Origin of the sequence: Vibrio gangliei, from assembly GCF_026001925.1 — a bacterium.
GTDB classification, from domain to species: Bacteria; Pseudomonadota; Gammaproteobacteria; order Enterobacterales; family Vibrionaceae; genus Vibrio; species Vibrio gangliei.
The window spans coordinates 145,978-167,954 of sequence record NZ_AP021869.1 but is presented as its reverse complement, the minus strand read 5'-3'; the positions used below and the strand labels follow the sequence as shown (position 1 = coordinate 167,954).

16 protein-coding genes are annotated in these 21,977 nt (G+C 43.5%); 6 read left to right on the top strand and 10 right to left on the bottom strand.

Translation table 11 applies throughout. The features are described from left to right. Positions 1 to 41: 41 nt before the first annotated feature. Positions 42 to 1,454, top strand: coding sequence for a nitrogen regulation protein NR(I) (gene glnG, locus Vgang_RS00785; RefSeq protein ID WP_105903651.1), 1,413 nt, complete (start codon positions 42 to 44; stop codon positions 1,452 to 1,454). A 283-nt stretch (positions 1,455 to 1,737) separates the two neighbouring features. Next, the gene (locus tag Vgang_RS00780) at positions 1,738 to 4,290 is read left to right on the top strand and encodes a bifunctional diguanylate cyclase/phosphodiesterase (RefSeq protein WP_170066866.1); all 2,553 of its coding nucleotides are present in this window, start codon (positions 1,738 to 1,740) and stop codon (positions 4,288 to 4,290) included. Positions 4,291 to 4,602: 312 nt separating this feature from the next. Here Vgang_RS00780 and hemN read toward each other — a convergent pair whose 3' ends face one another. From hemN to Vgang_RS00755, 5 genes are all read right to left on the bottom strand, one after another. Beyond that, entirely contained in the window at positions 4,603 to 5,976 is a 1,374-nt protein-coding gene (gene hemN / locus Vgang_RS00775) for an oxygen-independent coproporphyrinogen III oxidase (protein ID WP_211294121.1), read from the bottom strand. Positions 5,977 to 6,083: 107 nt separating this feature from the next. After that, the gene (locus Vgang_RS00770; RefSeq protein ID WP_105903654.1) at positions 6,084 to 6,572 is read right to left on the bottom strand and encodes a DUF2489 domain-containing protein; all 489 of its coding nucleotides are present in this window, start codon (positions 6,570 to 6,572) and stop codon (positions 6,084 to 6,086) included. Positions 6,573 to 6,626: 54 nt separating this feature from the next. Beyond that, positions 6,627 to 7,202, bottom strand: a complete 576-nt coding sequence (gene yihI, locus Vgang_RS00765; protein ID WP_105903655.1) for a Der GTPase-activating protein YihI — start codon at positions 7,200 to 7,202, stop codon at positions 6,627 to 6,629. An 18-nt stretch (positions 7,203 to 7,220) separates the two neighbouring features. Next, positions 7,221 to 7,871: a class I SAM-dependent methyltransferase gene (locus Vgang_RS00760; protein ID WP_105903656.1), complete on the bottom strand. Its 651-nt coding sequence runs from the start codon at positions 7,869 to 7,871 to the stop codon at positions 7,221 to 7,223. A 229-nt stretch (positions 7,872 to 8,100) separates the two neighbouring features. Next, entirely contained in the window at positions 8,101 to 8,718 is a 618-nt protein-coding gene (locus Vgang_RS00755; protein ID WP_105903657.1) for a c-type cytochrome, read from the bottom strand. 183 nt (positions 8,719 to 8,901) lie between these two features. Between Vgang_RS00755 and yihA the strand changes: the two genes are divergently transcribed. After that, a complete protein-coding gene (gene yihA, locus Vgang_RS00750) occupies positions 8,902 to 9,612 on the top strand; it encodes a ribosome biogenesis GTP-binding protein YihA/YsxC (protein WP_319952079.1) in 711 nt (236 codons plus the stop codon). A gap of 850 nt (positions 9,613 to 10,462) precedes the next feature. On the opposite strand, the gene polA is transcribed toward yihA, so the two are convergent. The 4 genes from polA to recQ all read right to left on the bottom strand — a co-directional run bounded on the left by polA (position 10,463) and on the right by recQ (position 17,381). Next, positions 10,463 to 13,288: a DNA polymerase I gene (polA, locus tag Vgang_RS00745; protein ID WP_105903659.1), complete on the bottom strand. Its 2,826-nt coding sequence runs from the start codon at positions 13,286 to 13,288 to the stop codon at positions 10,463 to 10,465. A gap of 1,005 nt (positions 13,289 to 14,293) precedes the next feature. Beyond that, positions 14,294 to 15,004, bottom strand: a complete 711-nt coding sequence (locus Vgang_RS00740; RefSeq protein WP_105903660.1) for a 7-cyano-7-deazaguanine/7-aminomethyl-7-deazaguanine transporter — start codon at positions 15,002 to 15,004, stop codon at positions 14,294 to 14,296. 227 nt (positions 15,005 to 15,231) lie between these two features. Then, positions 15,232 to 15,537 (bottom strand): DUF3630 family protein, encoded by a 306-nt coding sequence (locus Vgang_RS00735; protein ID WP_105903661.1) that lies wholly within the window; start codon positions 15,535 to 15,537, stop codon positions 15,232 to 15,234. Between the two features lie 2 nt (positions 15,538 to 15,539). Beyond that, on the bottom strand, positions 15,540 to 17,381 hold the full coding sequence (gene recQ, locus Vgang_RS00730; RefSeq protein ID WP_105903662.1) for an ATP-dependent DNA helicase RecQ: 1,842 nt from the start codon (positions 17,379 to 17,381) through the stop codon (positions 15,540 to 15,542). Positions 17,382 to 17,553: 172 nt separating this feature from the next. Between recQ and rarD the strand changes: the two genes are divergently transcribed. From rarD to Vgang_RS00715, 3 genes are all read left to right on the top strand, one after another. Then, the gene (gene rarD, locus Vgang_RS00725; RefSeq protein ID WP_406708289.1) at positions 17,554 to 18,528 is read left to right on the top strand and encodes an EamA family transporter RarD; all 975 of its coding nucleotides are present in this window, start codon (positions 17,554 to 17,556) and stop codon (positions 18,526 to 18,528) included. Continuing rightward, positions 18,525 to 19,175 carry a LysE family translocator gene (locus Vgang_RS00720; protein ID WP_105903663.1) on the top strand — a complete coding sequence of 217 codons (651 nt, stop codon included), beginning with the start codon at positions 18,525 to 18,527 and terminating at the stop codon, positions 19,173 to 19,175. Before rarD ends, Vgang_RS00720 begins: the two co-directional genes overlap by 4 nt. 778 nt (positions 19,176 to 19,953) lie before the next feature. Continuing rightward, on the top strand, positions 19,954 to 21,282 hold the full coding sequence (locus tag Vgang_RS00715) for an IS4 family transposase (protein ID WP_105903795.1): 1,329 nt from the start codon (positions 19,954 to 19,956) through the stop codon (positions 21,280 to 21,282). 58 nt (positions 21,283 to 21,340) lie between these two features. Here the strand turns inward: Vgang_RS00715 and Vgang_RS00710 are convergent, their stop codons facing one another. Then, positions 21,341 to 21,880, bottom strand: coding sequence for a CpxP family protein (locus Vgang_RS00710; protein ID WP_105903424.1), 540 nt, complete (start codon positions 21,878 to 21,880; stop codon positions 21,341 to 21,343). Positions 21,881 to 21,977: the final 97 nt, after the last annotated feature.

The following is a 21,977-nucleotide window of genomic DNA, read 5'->3' as shown; positions in this document are numbered from 1 at the left end:
ATATTGTTTAACCTATTTACACTTGCGCAAGGAATTTGGATATGAGTAAAGGATTTGTATGGGTCGTCGATGACGATAGCTCAATCCGTTGGGTTTTAGAAAAAACATTATCTTCAGCCAATATACACTGCGAAACCTTCGCCGACGCCGAAAGTGTACTATTAGCACTTGAGCGAGAAACACCGGATGTCTTAATTTCAGATATTCGCATGTCAGGCATGGATGGATTAGCGTTATTAAAACAAGTTCAAGCCAGCCACCCAGATTTACCTGTGATCATCATGACCGCTCATTCGGATCTGGACGCAGCCGTCAATGCGTATCAGACGGGGGCTTTTGAATATCTGCCAAAGCCATTCGATATTGATGAAACCCTGACCTTGGTCGAAAGGGCAATTACCCATAGCCACGAACAAAAACACACCAGCACCAGTGAAGATGTCCTCAAAACCGTCACGCCGGAGATCCTAGGTGAAGCCCCAGCGATGCAGGAAGTGTTTCGTGCGATTGGTCGTTTATCACGTTCATCCATTTCAGTATTAATTAATGGTGAGTCGGGTACGGGTAAAGAATTGGTCGCTCACGCACTGCATCGCCATAGCCCTCGTTCTAAAAACCCGTTTATTGCTTTAAACATGGCAGCAATTCCAAAAGATTTGATTGAATCGGAATTATTCGGTCACGAAAAAGGCGCATTTACTGGCGCCAATAGTGTTCGCCAAGGCCGATTTGAGCAAGCCAATGGCGGTACGTTATTCTTAGATGAAATTGGTGATATGCCACTGGATATTCAAACTCGTCTATTGCGTGTTTTGGCTGACGGGCAGTTCTATCGAGTTGGTGGCCACGCTCCAGTCAGTGTGGATGTACGTATCATTGCGGCCACTCATCAAAACTTAGAACGTTTGGTAGAAAAAGGCGATTTCCGTGAAGACTTATTCCACCGTTTGAATGTCATTCGAGTACACATTCCCGCTCTGCGAGAACGTCGTCAGGATATCGAAAAATTGGCCACGCACTTTCTTGCCCGCGCGGCTGATGAGCTTGGCGTTGATGTCAAAACGCTACATAAAAGCACAGTCGAAACCCTTAACCGCCTACCTTGGCCGGGCAACGTACGCCAATTAGAAAATATCTGCCGCTGGCTGACCGTCATGGCCAGTGGTAGCGAAGTGTTACCTAACGATCTTCCTGCTGAATTGATTCATGAAAAACGAGCTAACAGCCAAGAGGGTGGAGCGGGTTCATGGCAACAACGCTTAGAATCCTGGGCACAATCGGCGCTTGCAGCTGGTGAATCAGAACTGCTGAATATTGCCCAACCGGAATTTGAACGCATTCTATTGCAAACCGCACTCACCCATACCAATGGGCATAAACAAGATGCCGCTAAATTATTAGGCTGGGGAAGAAATACCCTGACACGAAAATTGAAAGAGCTCAATATTGAGTAATCTTTATCGGCTTACTCTGTGAGAAATCATTATTACATTCACCGCATTTATAATTTAATGCGGTGAATTTTTTTTCATTTTTCAATCATGACCATTTCATATAAATACATCACATTTCATTTACAACAAGTAAACCAAAAAAGATTAATTAAATTTAAAATCAATAAGATAAATAACATCAATTAAAGTCTCATTTTTAAGACTTTTTTATCTTGTTAACTATTCTTGCCTAAAATTTTTTCCACTATAATTAACCATTCAACTTTTCAATATATAGATGCAGATGAAAGCACCTCGATTAACATTACGTACCGCCATTATTCTACCTTTGACACTCATTCTATTGCTCATGAGTGGCGTGATATACGTTATTCAATCGATCAGCTATGAAAACACCTTAAATGAGATCAGCCGTAAAGAATTAACGACCATGTCGCAAACCATCAAAGCGAACCTGGCCGATTACCTTTACCCTACTTTCATCATCAGCTCAGCTCTTAGCCAATCCGTTAAACACCAATTTTTGGCAGAAAACAGCACCTCTGAGAGCCGTATTCAATTTATTTTTGATACTTATAACCATATCAAAGACCAAGTCCCTCAATTAGATATGCTTAATATCGGGCTGAACAAAAGTGGTTATTACTATGGGTTCCGTCGTGAAGCTAATCAGTCGTTATCTCTATTGTTAAAAGATGAAACCACGCAAGACGATTTAGTGGTCTTCTCCGGCACAACCACTCACTCGACCCCAATTTACCGTGTTGAAAATTATGATATGCACCCAAGACCTTGGTTTGCCCCTGTCGTCAACGCTCGTAAGCAAATGTGGTCCGAACCTTATATCAATAACGACGAGAAACAAGACATCACCCTTTCTGCACTGACTCCAGTGTTAAACAACAATGAGCTCTACGGCGTAATTGCGGCGGATATTCGTATTTCCACCTTCAATAAATTCTTAACTGAACAAAAGAGCAAGCATAGTCGCTCGATATTCATCTTTGACTCAGAGCAACGCTTAATTGCCCAATCAGAAAATATAAACAACGTTTTTTCCGACAACGCGCCGAAAACAGAAGCCAATAGCCCACTTTCTATCAGTGGTGGTCGTCGTTCTATTTTTAATAGTAAAGACCCGTCCATCAAAGCAACGGCTCAAGCCTACGTGAATCTAGACCAAGTTGATGACACCGTATTCAGCTATGTGCTGAATAAGAAAAAACAATTCGCTTATGTGACCTCCTTCCGCGACGACTACGGGCTAGACTGGCATATCGCCATCTCGATTCCAGAATCAGAAGTATTAAGCAAGCTATCCAATCAACAAGACATGATGAACACTATGATCGTAGCCAGTACGCTCATTTTGTGTCTAGCTGGTTTTATCTTCTTAACTCGTGTGACATCGCCTATCACACAAACAGCCAAAGCAGCGCAGAAACTGGCGAAACGCGAATGGACGACACCACTGCCAGTGTCTGGTCAAACGTTTGAAACCTACAGCCTGGTGAAGTCTTTCAATGATATGGCGAGTGACTTACAAAATGCGTTTACCGACTTGCATAAACAGCTCGCGTATGACTCATTAACACAGCTCTACAGCCGTGAAGGGCTCATCGAAGCGGTCCAAAACATCAAAAAACTGGACGGTTTCGTGTTCGTCATTGGTTTTGATAACTTCCGTGATGTCAACGACAGTCTAGGTTACTTAAAAGGTGATCAACTACTGACGGCGATTGCGCAGCGTATTAAACATATCTCACCAGATACCAGCTACCATGCACGTATTGGCGGTAGTGAATTTGCCATTGTGATCCCATTCATGGAAGAAGGTTCCAAAGCCTCTTTTGTCAGTGTCATCCTAAAAGCCTTTGCCACCGCCATTCCAGTCGATATGGAAAACATCTTATTAGCGCCTTCCATTGGGGTCAGCCAAGCCGTCGATACACCTCAAGTTGAGCAATGGCTGCGCCAAGCGAGCATTGCACTCAGTCATGCCAAGAAGTTGCAACTGAAAGATGCGACTTATTCGGTTGAGCTTGAAGAAGCCTCGCTCCAGCGCACTAAGACGATTGTGCAAATCACTGAGGCGTTAAAACACCACGAATTTGAACCTTTCTATCAACCCTTGATTGATTTGAAAACCAATAAAATTGTCGGTGCTGAAGCCTTAGCTCGTTGGCTGTCACCTACTCGTGGCCTTATTCCACCATTCCAGTTCATTCCGGTGGCAGAAGAAAGTGGCTTGATTTTGCAAATTGGCCAGCAAATTTTAATGAAAGCCTGCCAAGATACGCAAAATGAAATCGACACCGGACGCTGGCCGAAAGACTTTCATCTGCACGTCAACATTGCGGTTGCCCAGTTAGCGTCAGAACAATTTATCTACGATTTAAAACACATCTTAGAGAAAACCCAAATAACGCCACACAACCTAACGTTAGAAGTAGTAGAAAGTAATCTAATCGATGATGAAACGGTACTGAAGAACATTAATGACATACGAGCACTCGGGGTCGGCATTGCCGTCGACGATTTCGGTACCGGTTATTCTTCATTGGCGTACTTACAAACCATTCCATTTGATTGCTTAAAAATAGACCGTGCTTTCATTAGTCCTTTAACACAAGAAAACTATGAAAACTCGATTGCTGCGGCCATTCTTTCTCTCATGAAAGATATGAAAAATGTCACCGTGGTTGCCGAAGGGATAGAAACAGCGGAACAAGCGCAAATCCTAGCTCAACTCGGCTGTGAACAAGTTCAAGGATTCTACTATGGCCGCCCAACACCAATTCAAGAATGGGCCACGCAGTTTCCATTAGATGTATAAAACGGCGACGATAGACCTTAGGGTCTGTTGACCTTTCGTGATTGTTTTTGCAGTGAATTGTTGGGTATTTGAACAAGGCAGAGGCTCCGTGGTGTAGCTAGCCTACACGAGGAGCCGATAACGCAGCACAAATGACCAACAAACGCTGCCCGAAGGGTTCGGCTAAAAGCATTTTATCTCGAACAAAATTTAACCACGAAAGGTCAACAGACCCTAACAACAAATAAAAAAATGCCGCGGTTCAATACATTTGATCCGCGGCATTTTTATCTCTAAATCGCTCTCAAAAATATAATATTTGTTATTTAACGATCAAATCACCCTAGAGAATTGCTGTTGACGCGCTCGGTTACGCAAATAAGTATCAAAGCACATACAAATATTACGAATTAATAAACGACCACGCAGGGTAACGCGGATATGCGAATCCGTCACTTCCACCAGCTCGTCATCAATGAAGGTTTGCAACAACGCTAAATCTTCAGAAAAATACTCATCGAATTGTAAATCAAAGGCCTTTTCAACCCATTCTTTATCGAGAGTAAAGTTACAAATCAGCTGCTTAATCACTTCACGACGGATCAAATCATCTTGGTTTAACACCACACCACGCCACAGAGCATGGCGCTGCTCGTCTACTTGCGCGTAGTATTTCTTTAATTCTTTCTGATTTTGCGCATAGCTGTTTCCGACCATCGAAATCGCAGACACGCCAAAACCAATCAAATCGCAATCGCCTTGCGTGGTATAGCCCTGAAAGTTACGATGCAGCACGCCTTCGCGCTGAGCCACGGCCAATTCGTCATCCGGCAAGGCAAAGTGGTCCATACCGATAAACTGATAACCTGCATCGGTTAAGGTCTGGATAGTATATTGCAAGATCGCCATTTTTTGCTCTGCACTTGGCATGTGCTCTTCTTTTAACTTCGCTTGGGCGGCAAACAATTGCGGCATGTGAGCGTAGTTAAAAATAGAAAGGCGACCGGGTTTCATCGCCAGCACTTTTTCTAGTGTATGAGAGAAAGTGGCGAGGGTTTGCTTTGGTAGCCCATAAATTAAATCAAGATTCGTCGAGCGGAAACCTAGCTCACGTGCACGTTCAACCATAGCGACAATGAAGTCCTCATCTTGCTCACGGTTCACTAGCTGTTGCACTTCTTTATCAAAGTCTTGCACGCCAATACTGAGGCGGTTAAAGCCTTCACCGCGCAAGTGATCTAACATGTCCAATTCGATTTCACGCGGATCCACTTCAATGCTGATTTCGGCATCGTCACTAAAGCTAAACTCAGCGCGTAATGCAGTCATAATGCGCGTCATTTGAATTTTAGTTAGGAAGGTGGGTGTGCCACCACCAAAATGCAATTGAGTGACGGTTCGCTGCTGAATAAGCGGAGCACGTTCACGGATTTCTTGAATCAAGACTTGCAGATAATCATCGGCTTTATGCTGATGACGAGTGATGACCTTGTTGCAGCCACAGTAGTAACACAGCTTGTGACAAAACGGGATGTGAACATATAAAGACAGTGGACGCTCAGGGTAATTGGCACACGCCATGTCTAAATCAGAAATGGTAAATGCCTCATGAAACTCAACCGCCGTAGGATACGAGGTATAACGCGGGCCAGAGTAGTTGTATTTCTCCAGCATAGCTTGATCCCACACGATTTGTTGTTTTGACATCTTCATTTCCACTTCACTTTTTACTACGACATTCAGGTGAGGTATCAATACTGGCTCTTTAGCAAAATTGATATACCCACAAAGGCTAGAACTGAACCAGATTTGTTCTACATCATTTTTATCGGAATTTGGTTATTCAGCGGTGCAATACGTTGTTTGAGTTCAGTCAGTTCTGCAATGATAGTCTCCGTTAGACGTGCTTCCGCTTTTTGACGCTCTAACGTCTGTTTCATGCGTACTTGTTTGTCTAACTTCTGCCTTTCATCGCCACGCGCCATATCTTTGACCACCTCATACAGCTCATAGATAGCAGGGTAATCCGCACTAAAATCAATTCGGTCTTCACCCTGCACATAATCCATGATGCAGTACACACGAATGACGATTTCCGATAAATCACACTGTTCGTGAATGCCTGCCATGCATAAAGTATGGACGTTTTCAAAAATATTAGCGTTACGTTTTTCGATTGCACGTTGCTGTTGAATTTCAATCAGATGCTTTTGCTTTTTTACTTTGATCAGTAAAAAACCAGCATAACTTGCTAAAGCAACAATAATGATGGCTCCAACTATGGCTAGCAATACGATAGACATAACACTCCTTACCCAATGCGACTATTGAAAAGCTGTGACTAGGATTGATTAACCCTATTTAAAATCATTAAGATCCAAATCTTCAAACTGAGAAAGCAGATCATCATCTGACGCTGGCTTTTTCGATTTAGACTGACGAGCGGGTTGCTCTTCCTGCTCTAATTCAGGCTCAGATTCTACCACGTCATCTTGCTCAAAAATGCCAAGTTGCTTCATTAATGCTTCTAAGCGATCTAATTTTTGATCAACGTACGCTTGCAGGCCTGCACCCAATTTTTCGCCATTATCTAAACGGTCGATCAACACATTCAATTGTGGATCATTTTGGATGGCTTCAAGCTCTTGCTCGGCATTTAATCGACGCTGCTGCTTACTTGGTTTCGCTTTCGCTTCCACCACTAATGGCACCGGTTTTTTACTGCCGTGACGCGGATCTTTCGCTTGAGATTGTGAGCGCGCTTGTTTGTTCTCTGCCGAGTCAGAATGGCGGCTGCCAGATTTCAGACCTTTACGCTTATTCAAACGCTTACGCAGACGACCTTCGACATCGGACTCTGAACGGTTACGAGTAACAATGATTTCATCTGCACCGGCTGAACCAGGCTTTCTCGATTTTTTCTTACGTGACATTCTTTTGTATTTCCTATTTTAAGCGCGAGATATTCGCTCGCCCTTTTTCAGTAACATGACGTCGTTACCGATAAATTCAAGTTGCAGTTGATCGCGCTTGGCTAAAAACTCAAAGGTAGCGCGGCTAAAAAACACCACATGAGTCGGATCATGGCGATAGTGCCAAGTCGCAAAGGCATCAACATCTTTGACCAATTTGGTCATCACTCCTAGCCAACCGCCCGGTTTCAAAAGGTCTAGCCACACCTGCCAGACTACATTCGGGCTAAATAAATGCTCGATCACTTCCGTGGCAGTCACAAAATCGTACTGCTGCTCAAGCACCTGTTTATTAGGGTAATAGTAATGATCATAAAGCGCTACTTGATGACCTTGCTCTTCAAGCATCATGGCAAGCGCCGGACCAGGACCACAGCCGAAATCTAACCCAGTCGAATTCGGTTCGATTCGTTCCAATATAGGATTGGCCATGCGAGATAAAAAGCGTCGGTAGCCAAGGTCTTGTGGATCATTTTCATGCAAATCATACACGGCTTTTTCAGCCTCGGCATCGACTCGCTGATCAGGATGAACAAACACCAACTGGCATGTCTGACATTGCCAATACTGGCGTTTATCTTCAAAGTAGATGTTGGTTTGCTGGCTTTCGCACAATGGGCAATGTGGCATCTGCTCCCCCTTTATATTAAGGATGCGCAACATACCAGAAATGGCGTTCGGAGTGGAGTTTTATTAATCAATATTCAGCATATTTTGTTGTAAAAGTCTAAATTAATCTCAGCTGAAGCATCACAATAAACAAAACCCTCAACAAACAAAGTCGCTGAGGGTTTCGATAAGTTCATAACGATGAGTGATTATTAAAATTCACGTCATCATTTTAATCCTACATATTCAATTAATGCAGGCCGCCAACATATTGTGACAAAATATTAATCTGCTCATCAGTGAGGTTTTTCGACACATCTTGCATCATGCCATTCATATCATTGTTACGATCACCTGAACGGAATTTTTCTAACTGAGCTTTAATATAATCGGCATTCTGACCTGAAATTTTAGGGAAGCCACCAAGCTCCATACCATGACCACGAGGACCATGACAGGCAGCACAAGCGGTTAAACCTTTTTCAGCATCACCAGCAAAATATAAGGCTTTGCCTTGTTCAACCACATTTTCAGGCGTAGAGCCTTCGCTTTGTGGAATAGAAGCATAATAAGCGGCTAAATCAGCAATGTCTTGATCGGTTAATGGCATTGCCATGGCGCTCATCACAGGATCGTAACGACCTTGCTTACCACCACTGCTCATGCCGAGTTTTAAATCATGTAATTGCTTTTCAAGATATTTGACGTGTTGACCCGCCAGTTTCGGATATTGCGCCACTAGAGCATTACCATCAGCACCATGGCAGGCCGCACAAGTGGCTGATTTTTCTTTTCCGGCTTCGATATCACCTTGTGCCCACACAGAGCAACTGGCAACTAAACTAATAAGGAGGACGATTTTTTTCATGACATTCCATTTATAATTATCAGCTTCCAGTACCACGATATAGAAAGGTTCGTGATACACTATGTCCAAGATTAGTTGGGCATTCTTTATTTTTAGTCTCGCCCAGATGAGTAAATCCCATTCTACACAATTATATAAAAAAGCAATCATTCCTCTACAAAAGTGGAGATGGAGTTAACAAATATGGAAAAAATCCATTATCAAAATACCCACTTTATTACGAGTGCCCCAGATATTCGCCACCTTCCTGAAGATGCAGGGATTGAAGTTGCTTTTGCTGGCCGCTCTAATGCGGGTAAATCGAGCGCCCTAAACCGCTTAACCAACCAAAAAAACCTGGCAAAAACCAGTAAGACCCCCGGTCGTACTCAATTAATAAACCTATTTAAGGTGACAGAAAATTGCCATATCGTCGATTTACCAGGTTATGGTTTTGCTCAAGTGCCTTTAGAAATGAAAAAGAAATGGCAGAAATCCCTGGGTGAATATTTACAAAAGCGCGAATGCTTAAAAGGCTTGGTGGTACTGATGGATATTCGCCACCCGATGAAAGATCTCGACCAACAGCTGATCTACTGGGCGGTCGAAGTGAACATTCCGGTACAAGTGCTACTCACTAAAGCTGACAAACTCAAGCAAGGTGCTCGCAAAGCGCAATTACTGAAAATTCGCGAAGCCTCCATGGCGTTTTGTGGCGATGTGCAAGTCGACGTGTTCTCATCTCTCAAAGGTATAGGGGTTGATCAGCTCCGTAATAAGCTCGATTCTTGGTTTGCTCCAGCCCTAATGACAGATGACATGATGGAACAACTGCGCCGTGAAGAACTGGCCGAGCAGTTTGCCGAAGAAGACGTAATCATTACCAATCCAGAACTGGATAATCACGACGATTAATCGCCTTGCCGACAAACAGGCTAACAACCAACGCCTAGCAACAAACAGATCAATAATAAGCAGCGGCCTATCCGCTGCTTTTTTTATTCCTACGAGAAATGAATGGATAAAAAAATCCCCAACAGCATGGCGGCCAGTGGGGACAATGGGAGAGAAATGGAGGTTTTCACTTTTTGTAATTTGTATGGATATAAGCATTAACGAGGATGAAAAAAAATTCAAATTGGTGATTTTTCCGTGCCCGGTTATCACACCATACCAAATTGAAAATCCAGCCAGATAGCCCCCATTTTCAATCCAATTACAAAATTTTCTCGAAGTATTTCACAACCTTGTTTTTAAGGCTGAATTAATGAGACAAGAAAGACAAGGTTTAGAAAGATGGGATTGTTATTTTACAACAAATACTGAAAGTGCGTTTCATATCCACGCCGAACAGATTGATATGGAAAGGTGTGGCAACCCAAGTAAGCGTAAAGAAAAATAATCGGCGAGATAACAAACCACAGGAAAAACCAAAATACCATTATAAATCAATAGCATTACATGACTTGAAACTTTTCTTTCGCCCAATAAAAAACGCCCCAGTCAAAAACTGACTGGGGCGGCTGAAACAGCCTAATCCAATAACGTGAAACAAAAGGTCTAAAAGATAGAACATCTTACCTCTGTACCCTACGCCTCTTAATTTACCGGAAATGATACTCAGATCAAGTTTTTTTTGTACTAAATTTACACATTTTTTATGAAAGCAACGATTTAATAAGCAAAATCAAAACTTTATTTAGAATAAAAAAAAGCCACCTCGTGAGGTGGCTCGTAAATCTAATGTAAATGTAACGGACTAGTCTTAGTGCGCCTGATCCCAATTATCACCATGGCCGAATTCTGCCACTAAAGGCACATTTAATTCTGCTGCTGATTCCATAAGAGATTGTATTTTTCTTTCAATTCGCTCCAATTCGCTTTCTTTGACTTCAAATACCAACTCATCGTGTACTTGCATCAGCAATTTCACTTCGCCGTTACCTTCGGCTTGGATCCATTCATCCACCAGCAGCATCGCTTTCTTGATAATGTCAGCCGCGGTACCTTGCATCGGTGCATTGATCGCCGCACGTTCCGCGCCTTTGCGACGCATCCCATTGCTCGATTTAATTTCCGGCAAATGCAGACGACGTCCAAATAAGGTTTCGACATAACCCTGTTGTGTCGCTTGTGAGCGTGTATCTTCCATATACTGCATTACCCCTGGGTAACGCTCAAAATACACATCCATGTATTGCTGTGCTTCTCCACGAGGAATACCTAATTGCTTGGCCAGACCAAACGCACTCATACCGTAAATCAAACCAAAGTTGACTGCTTTCGCACGACGACGTTGCTCTGAGGTCACTTGCTCAATACTGCACCCCATCACTTCAGCGGCGGTCGCAGCATGAATATCTTTGCCTTGGGCAAACGCTTCTACTAACGCTTTATCACCAGACAAATGAGCCATAATGCGCAATTCGATTTGAGAGTAATCGACCGCTAATATTTTCCAGCCATGTGGCGCGACAAAGGCTTGACGAATACGGCGACCTTCTTCATTACGAATAGGGATATTCTGTAAGTTTGGATCGGTAGACGATAAACGCCCTGTTGCCGTCACTGCTTGGTGATAAGAAGTATGGACTCGACCGGTTTGCGGATTGATCATTTTTGGCAGCTTATCGGTATAAGTCGATTTCAACTTAGCTAAACTACGATTTTCCAAGATCAATTTTGGTAATGGATAATCCAGCGCTAACTCTTGCAATACTTCTTCATTGGTAGAAGGTGCGCCAGAAGCGGTTTTCTTCACCACAGGCAAGCCCATTTTCTCAAACAAGATGGCTTGTAACTGCTTGGGTGAGTTTAAATTGAATTCTTGCTCGGCAATATCAAACGCTTTGGCTTTGAGTTCTTCAAGACGCGCTTCTAGCTCTTTTGATTGAGCATTCAGTAGCATGTCATCGATCATCACACCAGTACGTTCAATACGAGACAACACAGGCACAAGCGGCACTTCAATCTCTTGATAGATAGATTTCAAGCCGGCATCTTGCTCCAATGCCGCTTGCAGACGGTTATGCAAACGCAAGGTCACATCGGCGTCCTCTGCCGCATAAGGACCCGCCTCGTTAATATCAATTTGATTGAACGTCAGCTGGTTTTTACCTTTTCCAGCCAGAGATTCAAAGGAAATGCAGTTATGTTGCAAGAATCGGAATGCCAAGCTGTCCATATCATGCTTGCCACCGACACTATTAAACACATAAGAGGCCAGCATGGTATCAAATTTAATGCCTTGCATATCAATGTTATAGCGCGCCAACACGCTGGCATCGTATTTCAGGTTTTGCCCTACTTTCGCTTGAGCTTCGTCTTCTAAAATCGGTTTTAATTGTTCAAGTACCCAGGCGCGATCCAGTTGCTGTGGTGCATCTAGGTAATCATGCGCAACCGGCACATAGGCAGCCACACCTTCTTCAATCGCAAAAGACAACCCGACCAAATTCGCTTCCATGTAATTTAAACTGTCGGTTTCGGTATCAAAAGCAAAGACATCTGACTGTTTTAGCTTTTCTAGCCACACATTAAACGTTTCTTTATCGAAAATGATTTCATATTGACTGCGATCGATATTGGCTGGGCTCATGTCCACTTCTAACGCATCGGCTGTGGTAGCTGATTTAGTGGCGGTGTTATCCGCACGTTGTTCCGCTTTCACTTGCGCTAAGCCATCTACCGCCGCAATCTTGCCATCGCCACCTTCCAATAATTCATTTAGCCAAGATTTAAACGTCAATTCACCAAACAGCTTCATCAATTCATCTTTGTTTGGTTCGGCCTTGCATAAATCGGTAGGTTGGCAATCTAATTCCACGTCCAATTTGATAGTCGCAAGTTGATAAGACAGCTCGGCATTTTCTCGGTTTTCTTCAAGCTTTTTGGCCATGGTTTTCGAGCCACGGAACGACAAATCAGCAATTTTATCGAGGTTCTGATAAATGGATTCAAGATTACCTAACCCTTGCAGCAGTGCTACAGCGGTCTTATTACCCACACCCGGCACCCCCGGAATGTTATCGACTTTATCGCCCATTAATGCAAGGTAATCGATGATAAGCTCAGGCGGCAGCTCAAATTTATCAATCACGCCTTGGCGATCCATCACCACGTTGGTCATGGTATTTATCAACGTGACATTATCATCCACCAGCTGCGCCATATCTTTATCACCAGTACTGATCAATACCGGCATGCCTTGCTTTGAGGCTTGAGACGCCAGCGTACCAATCACATCATCCGCCTCTACACCGGGAACACAAATCAGCGGCAGCCCCATGGCACGAATAATGTTATGCAAAGGTTCGATTTGATCGCGCAACTCTTGCGGCATAGATGGACGATTGGCTTTGTAGTCAGCATACATCTCATCGCGGAACGTTTTGCCTTTCGCATCAAACACCACAGCGATACGTTCAGAAGAAAACTGCTTCATCATACTGCGCAGCATGTTAACCACACCGTATACCGCATTGGTTTGGATGTTACCGTTGTTCATACTCTCAGGGTAAGCATGAAATGCACGATATAAATAAGACGATCCGTCAATCAGAATCAATGAGTTGTCAGCAATTGTTGCCATAAGACCGATTACCTAAGCTAAGTAAAAATATTGATGGCCAATAGAATGCCACGTCTGGCTTTTTGAATCTATTCATAACTCGAAAGGCTGATCTTAATCACCTGTGGATAAGTTTGTTGTTAACTTTTCCAACAAAAATCTCAAAAAATCAAGATCATTATCACATTTCAAGAATAATCAAATGAAATCAACGACTTAAACAAAAAAGGATCATCATAGAACCAAAAGTAACATTGGGATCTTTTGTGGAAAACAGTTAACAACATCGGATCTTTAATCCCATTTGATTAGCTAATGACAACATTTCGCCGCTGAGGAAGTGGATAAGATAGAAAAAAGAAAGCGACACCGAATCGATGTCGCTTAGCAAAAGATGGTGAGATGTAAAACTGGTTCACCTACCACGAAAGCTTAAAATACACTGGAAGCAATGTGAGCAATGTCGTGTCTTAAAGAAGCTAAGAATCGAATACTTAAATGATTTAAAGTTTTCGTTTCTCTTTTTCCCTTCGACGGAGTTAATAATAATCATTCTCATTAATTCTTCAACCCCTAAATGAGAAAAAATATCATTTATTTAGCAAAAAAGTTAAAGGGTAAAATTAAACCATTGATATTTATAATTATTTAATCTAAAACTCTAGAAGGGATTTTATCGTTACTCGGGGTTCGGGCGCTACGCTGCTCGTGGCTAGGAAAAGATTGGGTCGAGATCCGTGAACGCTTCGCTCGAGAGCCGAAAAAATGTTTTGTTGCATATTAGAGGGTTCTAGGAAAGGGTGTTTCGTTATTCGGAAAAGATTGATCTCGTGATAAAAATCGTCATCCTGAAAAGCGACGAAGGAGCGCAGTTCAGGATCTCCCACCACGGTTTGAGTCTAATATGTGGCAGGAGATTCGATATAAAAGAAGGCTCGTGGCTTGAAAAAGAATAAGACGAGGTGCGCTTGCTTTTTCGCTTGTCCGAGAAACGAGCAAGCGCAGCGCCCGAGCAACGAGTCACGCTTACGCTTTCACTTCCTGTTGAGAGGAAACTTCAGCAACTGTCGTTAACTTCTTCATCAAGTAATTCAACAGCACGCCGTACATAGGAACAAACAGACCCAAACTAATGATCAATTTCACGCTGTAATCCACCAAAGCAATTTCTGTCCAATGCTCAGCCATAAATGGGTCGGTACTCATATAAAACGCAATCGAGAAAAACGCGATGGTATCAAGCGCATTACCAAACAAGGTTGAACACGTTGGCGCAACCCACCACTGCTTCAATTGGCGCAGGCGGTTGAACACATGCACATCCATAATTTGTCCCAGTAGGTACGCCATAAAACTCGCAATCGCAATGCGGGCAACAAACAGGTTAAATATTGCTAACTGATTGACCCCTTGGAATTTGCCTTCGAAAAACATCACCGACAAAACATAAGAAATCACTAACGCAGGTAACATGACCCAAAAAATGATTTTACGCGCCATACCCGCACCAAAAATACGTACGGTTAAATCTGTGGCTAAGAAAATAAATGGGAAAGTAAAGGCGCCCCAAGTGGTATGTAAACCAAATAAGGTAAAGGGAATTTGTACTAAGTAGTTACTTGACGCAATCACGATTAAGTGAAAAATAACCAACCAAAACAAAGCATTAGACTTTTGTCGTGGGGTGTATTGGACAGACGACAAGGCCGCCTGTTGAGCAGATTTAGAAGATGTCATATTGTGACCTTTTTTTAATATATGGGGGCGAGGGAACCCATAATTCCAATCAAATTTATTGCCTTTATACCTGACTAATTAGTCAACATATAAAACAGCGGGCGATTATACCGAAAAGCCCACCCACTTCAACTGTTCATTTTTAAAACAAGTTTCGAGTCGATTTTCATTCTAATTCTAGGAGCGAAGCGTAACTAGGGACTAGGGACTAGGGACTAGAAACCTAACTACCCCATCCCCATCGCAAACAACTTAGCCAAATACTGTAGTTCTTCTATGCCTTCTTGCGGAGACAGTGTTTCTAACCACAAGGTTTCTGAATAATGTTCACCACGTAAAAACAGCGGACAGCCTTCAAAATCAATCAACCAAGAATGCAAATCCGCATCGGCTTGCTTTTCGGTCACGCTGGCAGACAGCAGCGCCACTAATTCGCTAGCTAACTCAGCAAAAGAATCAAAATCAAAGCTTGGATTATCTAAAATCAATCGGCCAGCTTCGTCGTCAAATTCTCTTAAACTAAATGTCGCCATGGTTATATCTCACCTAAGGTAATGTGATCTTGAATCAAGTCTAAAAAGGCATCGGCGTATTTTTCTAGTTTGCGCTGGCCCACACCGTTCACCGCCAGCATTTCTCCGTAAGAAGTCGGCAAGATGTCCGCCATATCCACCAAAGTGGCATCACTGAACACCACATAAGGTGGCAAGCCATCTTCATCAGCAATGGCTTTGCGCAATTTACGCAACTTAGCAAACAGCTTCTTATCGTAGTTTTTGGTCACAAGCTTATCGTTTTTGGCAGCGCGCGCGGCGGTATCTAAACGCGGCACGGCCAACTCTAAGCTCATTTCACCACGCAATAACGGACGCGCTTCTTCCGTGAGCTGCAAGGTAGAATTGCGGGTAATGTTTTGGGTTAGCAAACCTTTATGGATCAACTGGCGCATAATGCTGACCCAATAATCATGGCTGTGTTCTTTACCTATGCCATAAGTGCTGATCTTATCGTGACCATTATCGCGCACGCGAATGTTTTGCATGCCGCGCAGCACTTCGACCACATAACCGACGCCGAAACTTTGATTAACACGATACACGCACGACAAGGCTTTTTGCGCCGCTTCCGTTCCATCAAAATGCTTAGGCGGATCAAGGCAAATATCGCAGTTCCCACACGGCTTGTGGCTGTATTCACCAAAGTAGTTTAACAAGACTTGGCGACGGCAGGTTTGCGCCTCGGCGAATGCATTCATAGCATTAAGTTTGTGGCTTTCGACTTGTTTTTGTGGCCCATCTTCTTTTTCATCTAACATGCGGCGCAGCCACCCCATGTCAGCAGGGTCATACAGCATCACCGCTTCAGCCGGCAAGCCATCACGACCGGCGCGGCCCGTTTCTTGATAATAGGATTCAATGTTACGTGGAATATCAAAGTGCAGCACAAAACATACATTCGGTTTGTTGATGCCCATACCAAAGGCAACAGTAGCCACCACAATTTGAAGGTCGTCTTTTTGAAACGCTTCTTGCACATAAGCGCGTTCGTCGTTATCCATCCCAGCGTGATAACCGGCCGCACGAATATGGTTGTTACACAACTTTTCGGTCACCATTTCCACTTTTTTACGGCTACCACAATAGATGATGCCGCATTGGCCTTTTTGTGTGGCTAAATAGCGGATCACTTGCGACACCGGCTTATGTTTTTCTAATAAGGTGTAACGGATATTGGGACGGTCAAAACTGCCTAGGTACTCAAACGGTTCATTAAGATGCAGGCGCGCAATGATGTCTTTGCGTGTGGCATCATCGGCGGTCGCGGTTAACGCCATAACCGGAACATGAGGGAAACGTTGCTTAATTTGTCCGAGTTGAGCGTATTCAGGACGGAAATCATGCCCCCATTGAGAAATACAATGCGCTTCATCCACCGCAATCATACTGATGGCTAAATGCTCTAAACGTTCACTAAAGTCACGGCTTAATATGCGTTCTGGTGAGATATACACCATTTTAAGCTGGCCATTATTCATGCGGTTATACACACGGATCAGCTCTTCTCTTTCCATACTGGAATTAATGCATTCCGCTGCGACACCATTGGCTTTGAGCTGATCAACTTGATCTTTCATTAACGAAATCAAAGGGGATATCACAATGGTTAAACCGGAATGCAGTAATGCGGGTACTTGGTAGCACAAGGATTTTCCGCCACCCGTTGGCATGATCACCAAACTGTCTCGACCATCCAATACACTGTCTATGACCTCACGCTGTCCGACACGGAAATCTTGGTAACCGAACACATCCCGCAGTGTTTGGGCTGGCGTCGCAGTGGACGATGTTAAAGCTGGTTCGGTTGACGTGGTCGACATGACATCTCAATGCAAATGGTGAATCAAAAAATAGCCGCCCATTGTAGTGCCCTTTGATGATGATTGAAACATGAAGAGCGGGCAATTTATCTATTCCTGTAATTCATTAGGTGAATTACATTTTGAATTTTATACTCTGCTTTTAAAAATCAAGAATATAAGAAAAACAATTATGGATGATGAATTAAAACGCACCCAACAAGGGGTGTTGCTCGCGGTTCTTGCCTATGTCATGTGGGGCATTGCGCCAATTTATTTCAAAGCACTCGGTGATGTTCCTCCTTTTGAAATCCTTTGCCACCGCGTGATTTGGTCATTTGTCTTTTTAGCCGCGCTTTTGTATCTCACTAAAGGTTGGCCAACCGTCAAAGCCACCCTGAAAAATAAGACTAAGTTACTGTATTTACTGGTCACCTCTGTCACCATTGGCGCAAACTGGCTGGTGTTTATCTGGGCGATCAGTATCGGTCATATGCTTGATGCCAGCTTAGGTTATTACATCAATCCACTCTTTAACGTCGTGTTAGGCATGCTGTTTCTCAATGAAAAGCTGCGTAAATTGCAGTGGCTTGCGGTTGCCTTAGCGACTATCGGTGTTGTGGTTCAGTTGGTGGTATTTGGCTCGGTACCGATCATTGCTATGCTACTGGCGTTTACTTTTGGCATGTATGGATTACTGCGCAAAAAGGTCAATTTGGATGCTTTTACCGGCTTATTTATTGAAACCTTAGTGCTGCTACCGATTGCCTTTTTATACCTGTTTGCCTTTGCCGATACCGCCACCAGCCATTTAGGTAATAATTCATGGCTATTGAATGTGCTGTTGATTTCCGCCGGCATCGTCACCACCTTACCTTTACTGTGTTTTGCCGGTGCTGCGGTTCGATTACGCTTAGCCACACTGGGCTTCATCCAATATATCGGTCCAAGTTTGATGTTTATTCTCGCGGTGTTTGTGTATGGCGAAGCATTCAGCAACGATAAAATCGTCACCTTTGCTTGTATTTGGGCAGCGTTAATCGTCTTTACTTGGGACGGCATCAAAAATAACGCCCACAACAAACGATTAGCCAAGCAGAAGCAAGACCCACTTGACGTGCCGATCACCAACGAAACCTTAACTCAGGAAGTCAACCAAACCAAATGAATGAGATCAGTATCCTTATTACGCTCGCCAGTGTTCATTTCATCGCTTTAATGAGTCCAGGGCCCGACTTTGCCTTGATCGTACAAAATACCAGTCATCATGGACGCAAAACTGGGCTCACTATTGCGGCGGGTTTATCGCTCGGTATTTTGATTCATTCTATTTTGAGTATTACTGGCATTAGCTATTTAGTTCAGCAACATCCCATTTTGTTTGCCGTGTTACAGCTGTTAGGGGGTAGTTACTTACTCTGGCTTGGAATTGGAGCGCTAAAATCGGTATATCATCATTACCGCACACCAGAAGTTGTTGCTGGTAAAGCCTCTCGAATCTTACATGATCAAACCAAAGCATTTTCCAAAGGTTTGATGACCAACTTACTTAACCCAAAAGCGCTGGTGTTTTTTGTCAGCCTCATGTCTTCGCTGGTTCCGGTGACCATGTCGGTCGCAGGTAAAACAGCGGCAGTGTTTATTTTATGGTCTCTCGCTTTATGCTGGTTTTCATTATTAGCTTGGATGCTATCAACCCAGAGGCTACAGCGTAAATTAGAGTCCGCCGCAATCTATATTGATGGACTGTGTGGCATTATTTTTACCCTTTTGGGTGGCGTTATTGTGACTCAAGCGATCTGGCACCTATTCTAACTTTGCAGATTTTCCACCAGCCTCGTGTGCGAGATCTCGCACAAATCGTTAAGAAAACCAATATAAATGCATAAATAAATCAGCCCAAAAACAGGACAAACTATTGATATATATAGAAAAAGGTAAAGTTACTGTCAATTTATTTAAAAAAATTTGAACTAACGCCATTGTTCAACATCGGTTTCTGGGTAATATTAACCCTGTCGGAAGGATGCTGACAGGAACAGGAAAGACCCAAGGATTGGTCATCTTCAGGAAGAAGATTTGGTTACTTAGGATGAGTAATCAGCATGGAGCAAACGGACATTGAATGGACGCAATCATTACTAGGATGGTAATGACTAAGGAAAGACAATGGACACCTCAGGATTGAGGCAAGGAACGAACATCAGGATGATGTAAGGGACACCGCTCATGGAACAAGTGATGCGCGCTAATTAGGATGAATTAGCAGGCTAGGATAAGGCCAAGGACACCGCTAGGAAGGCGATGAAAAGGAATACGCTGAAGGAAACAGCACTGCTATCAAGGATTTGATGCATGGAGCACTTTTAGTAGCCGGATTGCTGCGAGTAAGACTATAACCCCGATGGGCAAGATGCCCTCGGGGTTTTTCTTTTTCTGCGATTTATACTTGAGGTTATTTGGGTATATCAATCACACATAAAAAAGACAGCCCGTAAGCTAATGCCGATCAGTTAAGCAAAAAATGATCGGTTGAACGATCCTGCAGATAGCTTATAAAGGCTCTAAGTATTCCCACTTAGAGCCTTTTCTTTTGCAATTAACGACAGCCCTCTCACTCGCCAATAGCTATGCTTCAAATACAGAGCAACTAGGACAACTTAGTGACATCCTGTGCCCAGACTTCATTAATCAATGTCTTGAAACGTCGGGGGTAGCAACGGTTCGAAAGCGCAGAATCCCTCTTGATATGGCGGTTTGGTCTGTGATTGCTATGTCTCTCTATCGACAAGAACCTCTGTGGAGTATCGTTTCCAAAGCTCAATTGGCTCTGCCTGGAAAACGAGCGCTTGTCGCTCCTAGCGCCATCGTTCAGGCGAGACAGAGACTTGGTGAGCAGGCAGTGAAAGAAGTTTTTGTTCAAAGTCAGAAGCTGTGGAATGAAGTGGCTCAACATCCTACTTGGGCTGGCTTAAAGCTTCTTGCTGTCGATGGCGTGGTATGGCGAACACCGGACAGCGATGAAAATAGGAATACCTTTCAAGCCCCCTCGAACCAAAATAGCGAAGGCGCCTTCCCTCAAGTTCGTATGGTGTGCCAGATGGAAGTGACAAGTCATATGCTGATTGCAAGTGCATTCGATAGCTACAAAACCAATGAAATGGTATTGGCTGAACAACTCATCGACACGACACCAGATAATAGCTTAACCCTGTTTGATAGAGGCTTTTTCTCACTAGGTCTACTCAATCGCTGGGCATCGACAGGCGTTGAGCGCCATTGGTTAATGCCAATGAAGAAAGGTACGCAGTATACGATAATCAGTAAGCTTGGCAGGAATGATAGAATAGTCCGCTTGCAGTCTAGCCCTCAAGCCAGAAAGAAGTTCTCGGATTTACCAGAGTCAGTGACGGTTAGGCTCATAACCAAAACGATTAAGGGAAAAGAGGTCAATATCCTCACGTCGATGACCGATGCTTTGCGCTACCCTAGCGCAGAAATCGCTGACCTATACAGCCATCGATGGGAAATTGAGGTTGGTTATAGAGAAATGAAGTCATCGCTACTTAAGAACCAATTTACCTTACGCAGTAAAAAACCTGAGATGGTCCGTCAAGAGCTATGGGGGTTGCTACTGAGCTACAATATCATCCGTTATCAGATGATAAGTATGGCGAAACAAATCCCGGGGCTACACCCGAATCAGCTGAGCTTCACGACAAGCGCGAATGCCATTATCCACCTAATCCACAGCTTCTGGCTCGAGTCGGCTGGGACGATACCGAAACGAATAAATCACTTGCTTGAAGAAGCTCACCACCATGTTCTTCCTGTTAAGCGGGAAGATAGAATGTACCCTAGAGCGATAAAGCCCAAAGCGAAGAAGTACCCTAATAAAAAGAATGCCAGTCAGCTTAATTGACTGGCATTAGCCCGTAAGCTGCCTTTCAAGTCATCATTTTCATTAATGATGAAAGCGATTATTCGCCCATGTTACCTTCGCCACGTGGACCTTTCTTGCCAAAGTGGTCTTTCATTTCTTGCCACTTTTCCATGCATTGCTGATGTTGCTCGCCTTGCAGTTTAGAAAATTCTTGTTTTTGCTCTGGCGTTAATACGCTGAACATATCATGACGCGCTTTGGCCATTTTCACTTGACCTTCCACACGTTGATCCGCCATTTTCTGAGCTAACTCTTGTACCGCTGCTTGGTCGAAGTTATCGGCCATCACCAATTTTTGCATTTGTTCATGGTTAGCGCGCATTTCTTGCATATTCGCTTTAAAACCAGATTTCATCGCTTCGCGATCTTGCTGACGCAATTCCTTTAACTGTGTTTTCTGTGCATCCGTTAAGTCCAACTGCTTCCAGATACCACGTTCCATGCCCATACCACACTTACCATGCATTGGGCCTTTAGCATCATGCCCCCCCATGCCTGCTGCTAAAACAGACACAGAACCAAACGCTAACGGAGCAGCAAGTAAAACCAATGTTGTTTTCTTCATTAATGATTTCATAACGATCTACCTTCTATTAGAAGTTAATGCAGCAAACTGGATTCTATGCTGCGTTTCAGTGATGTTAGATAGAATAGAAGATGCAACGTAAAAGGGT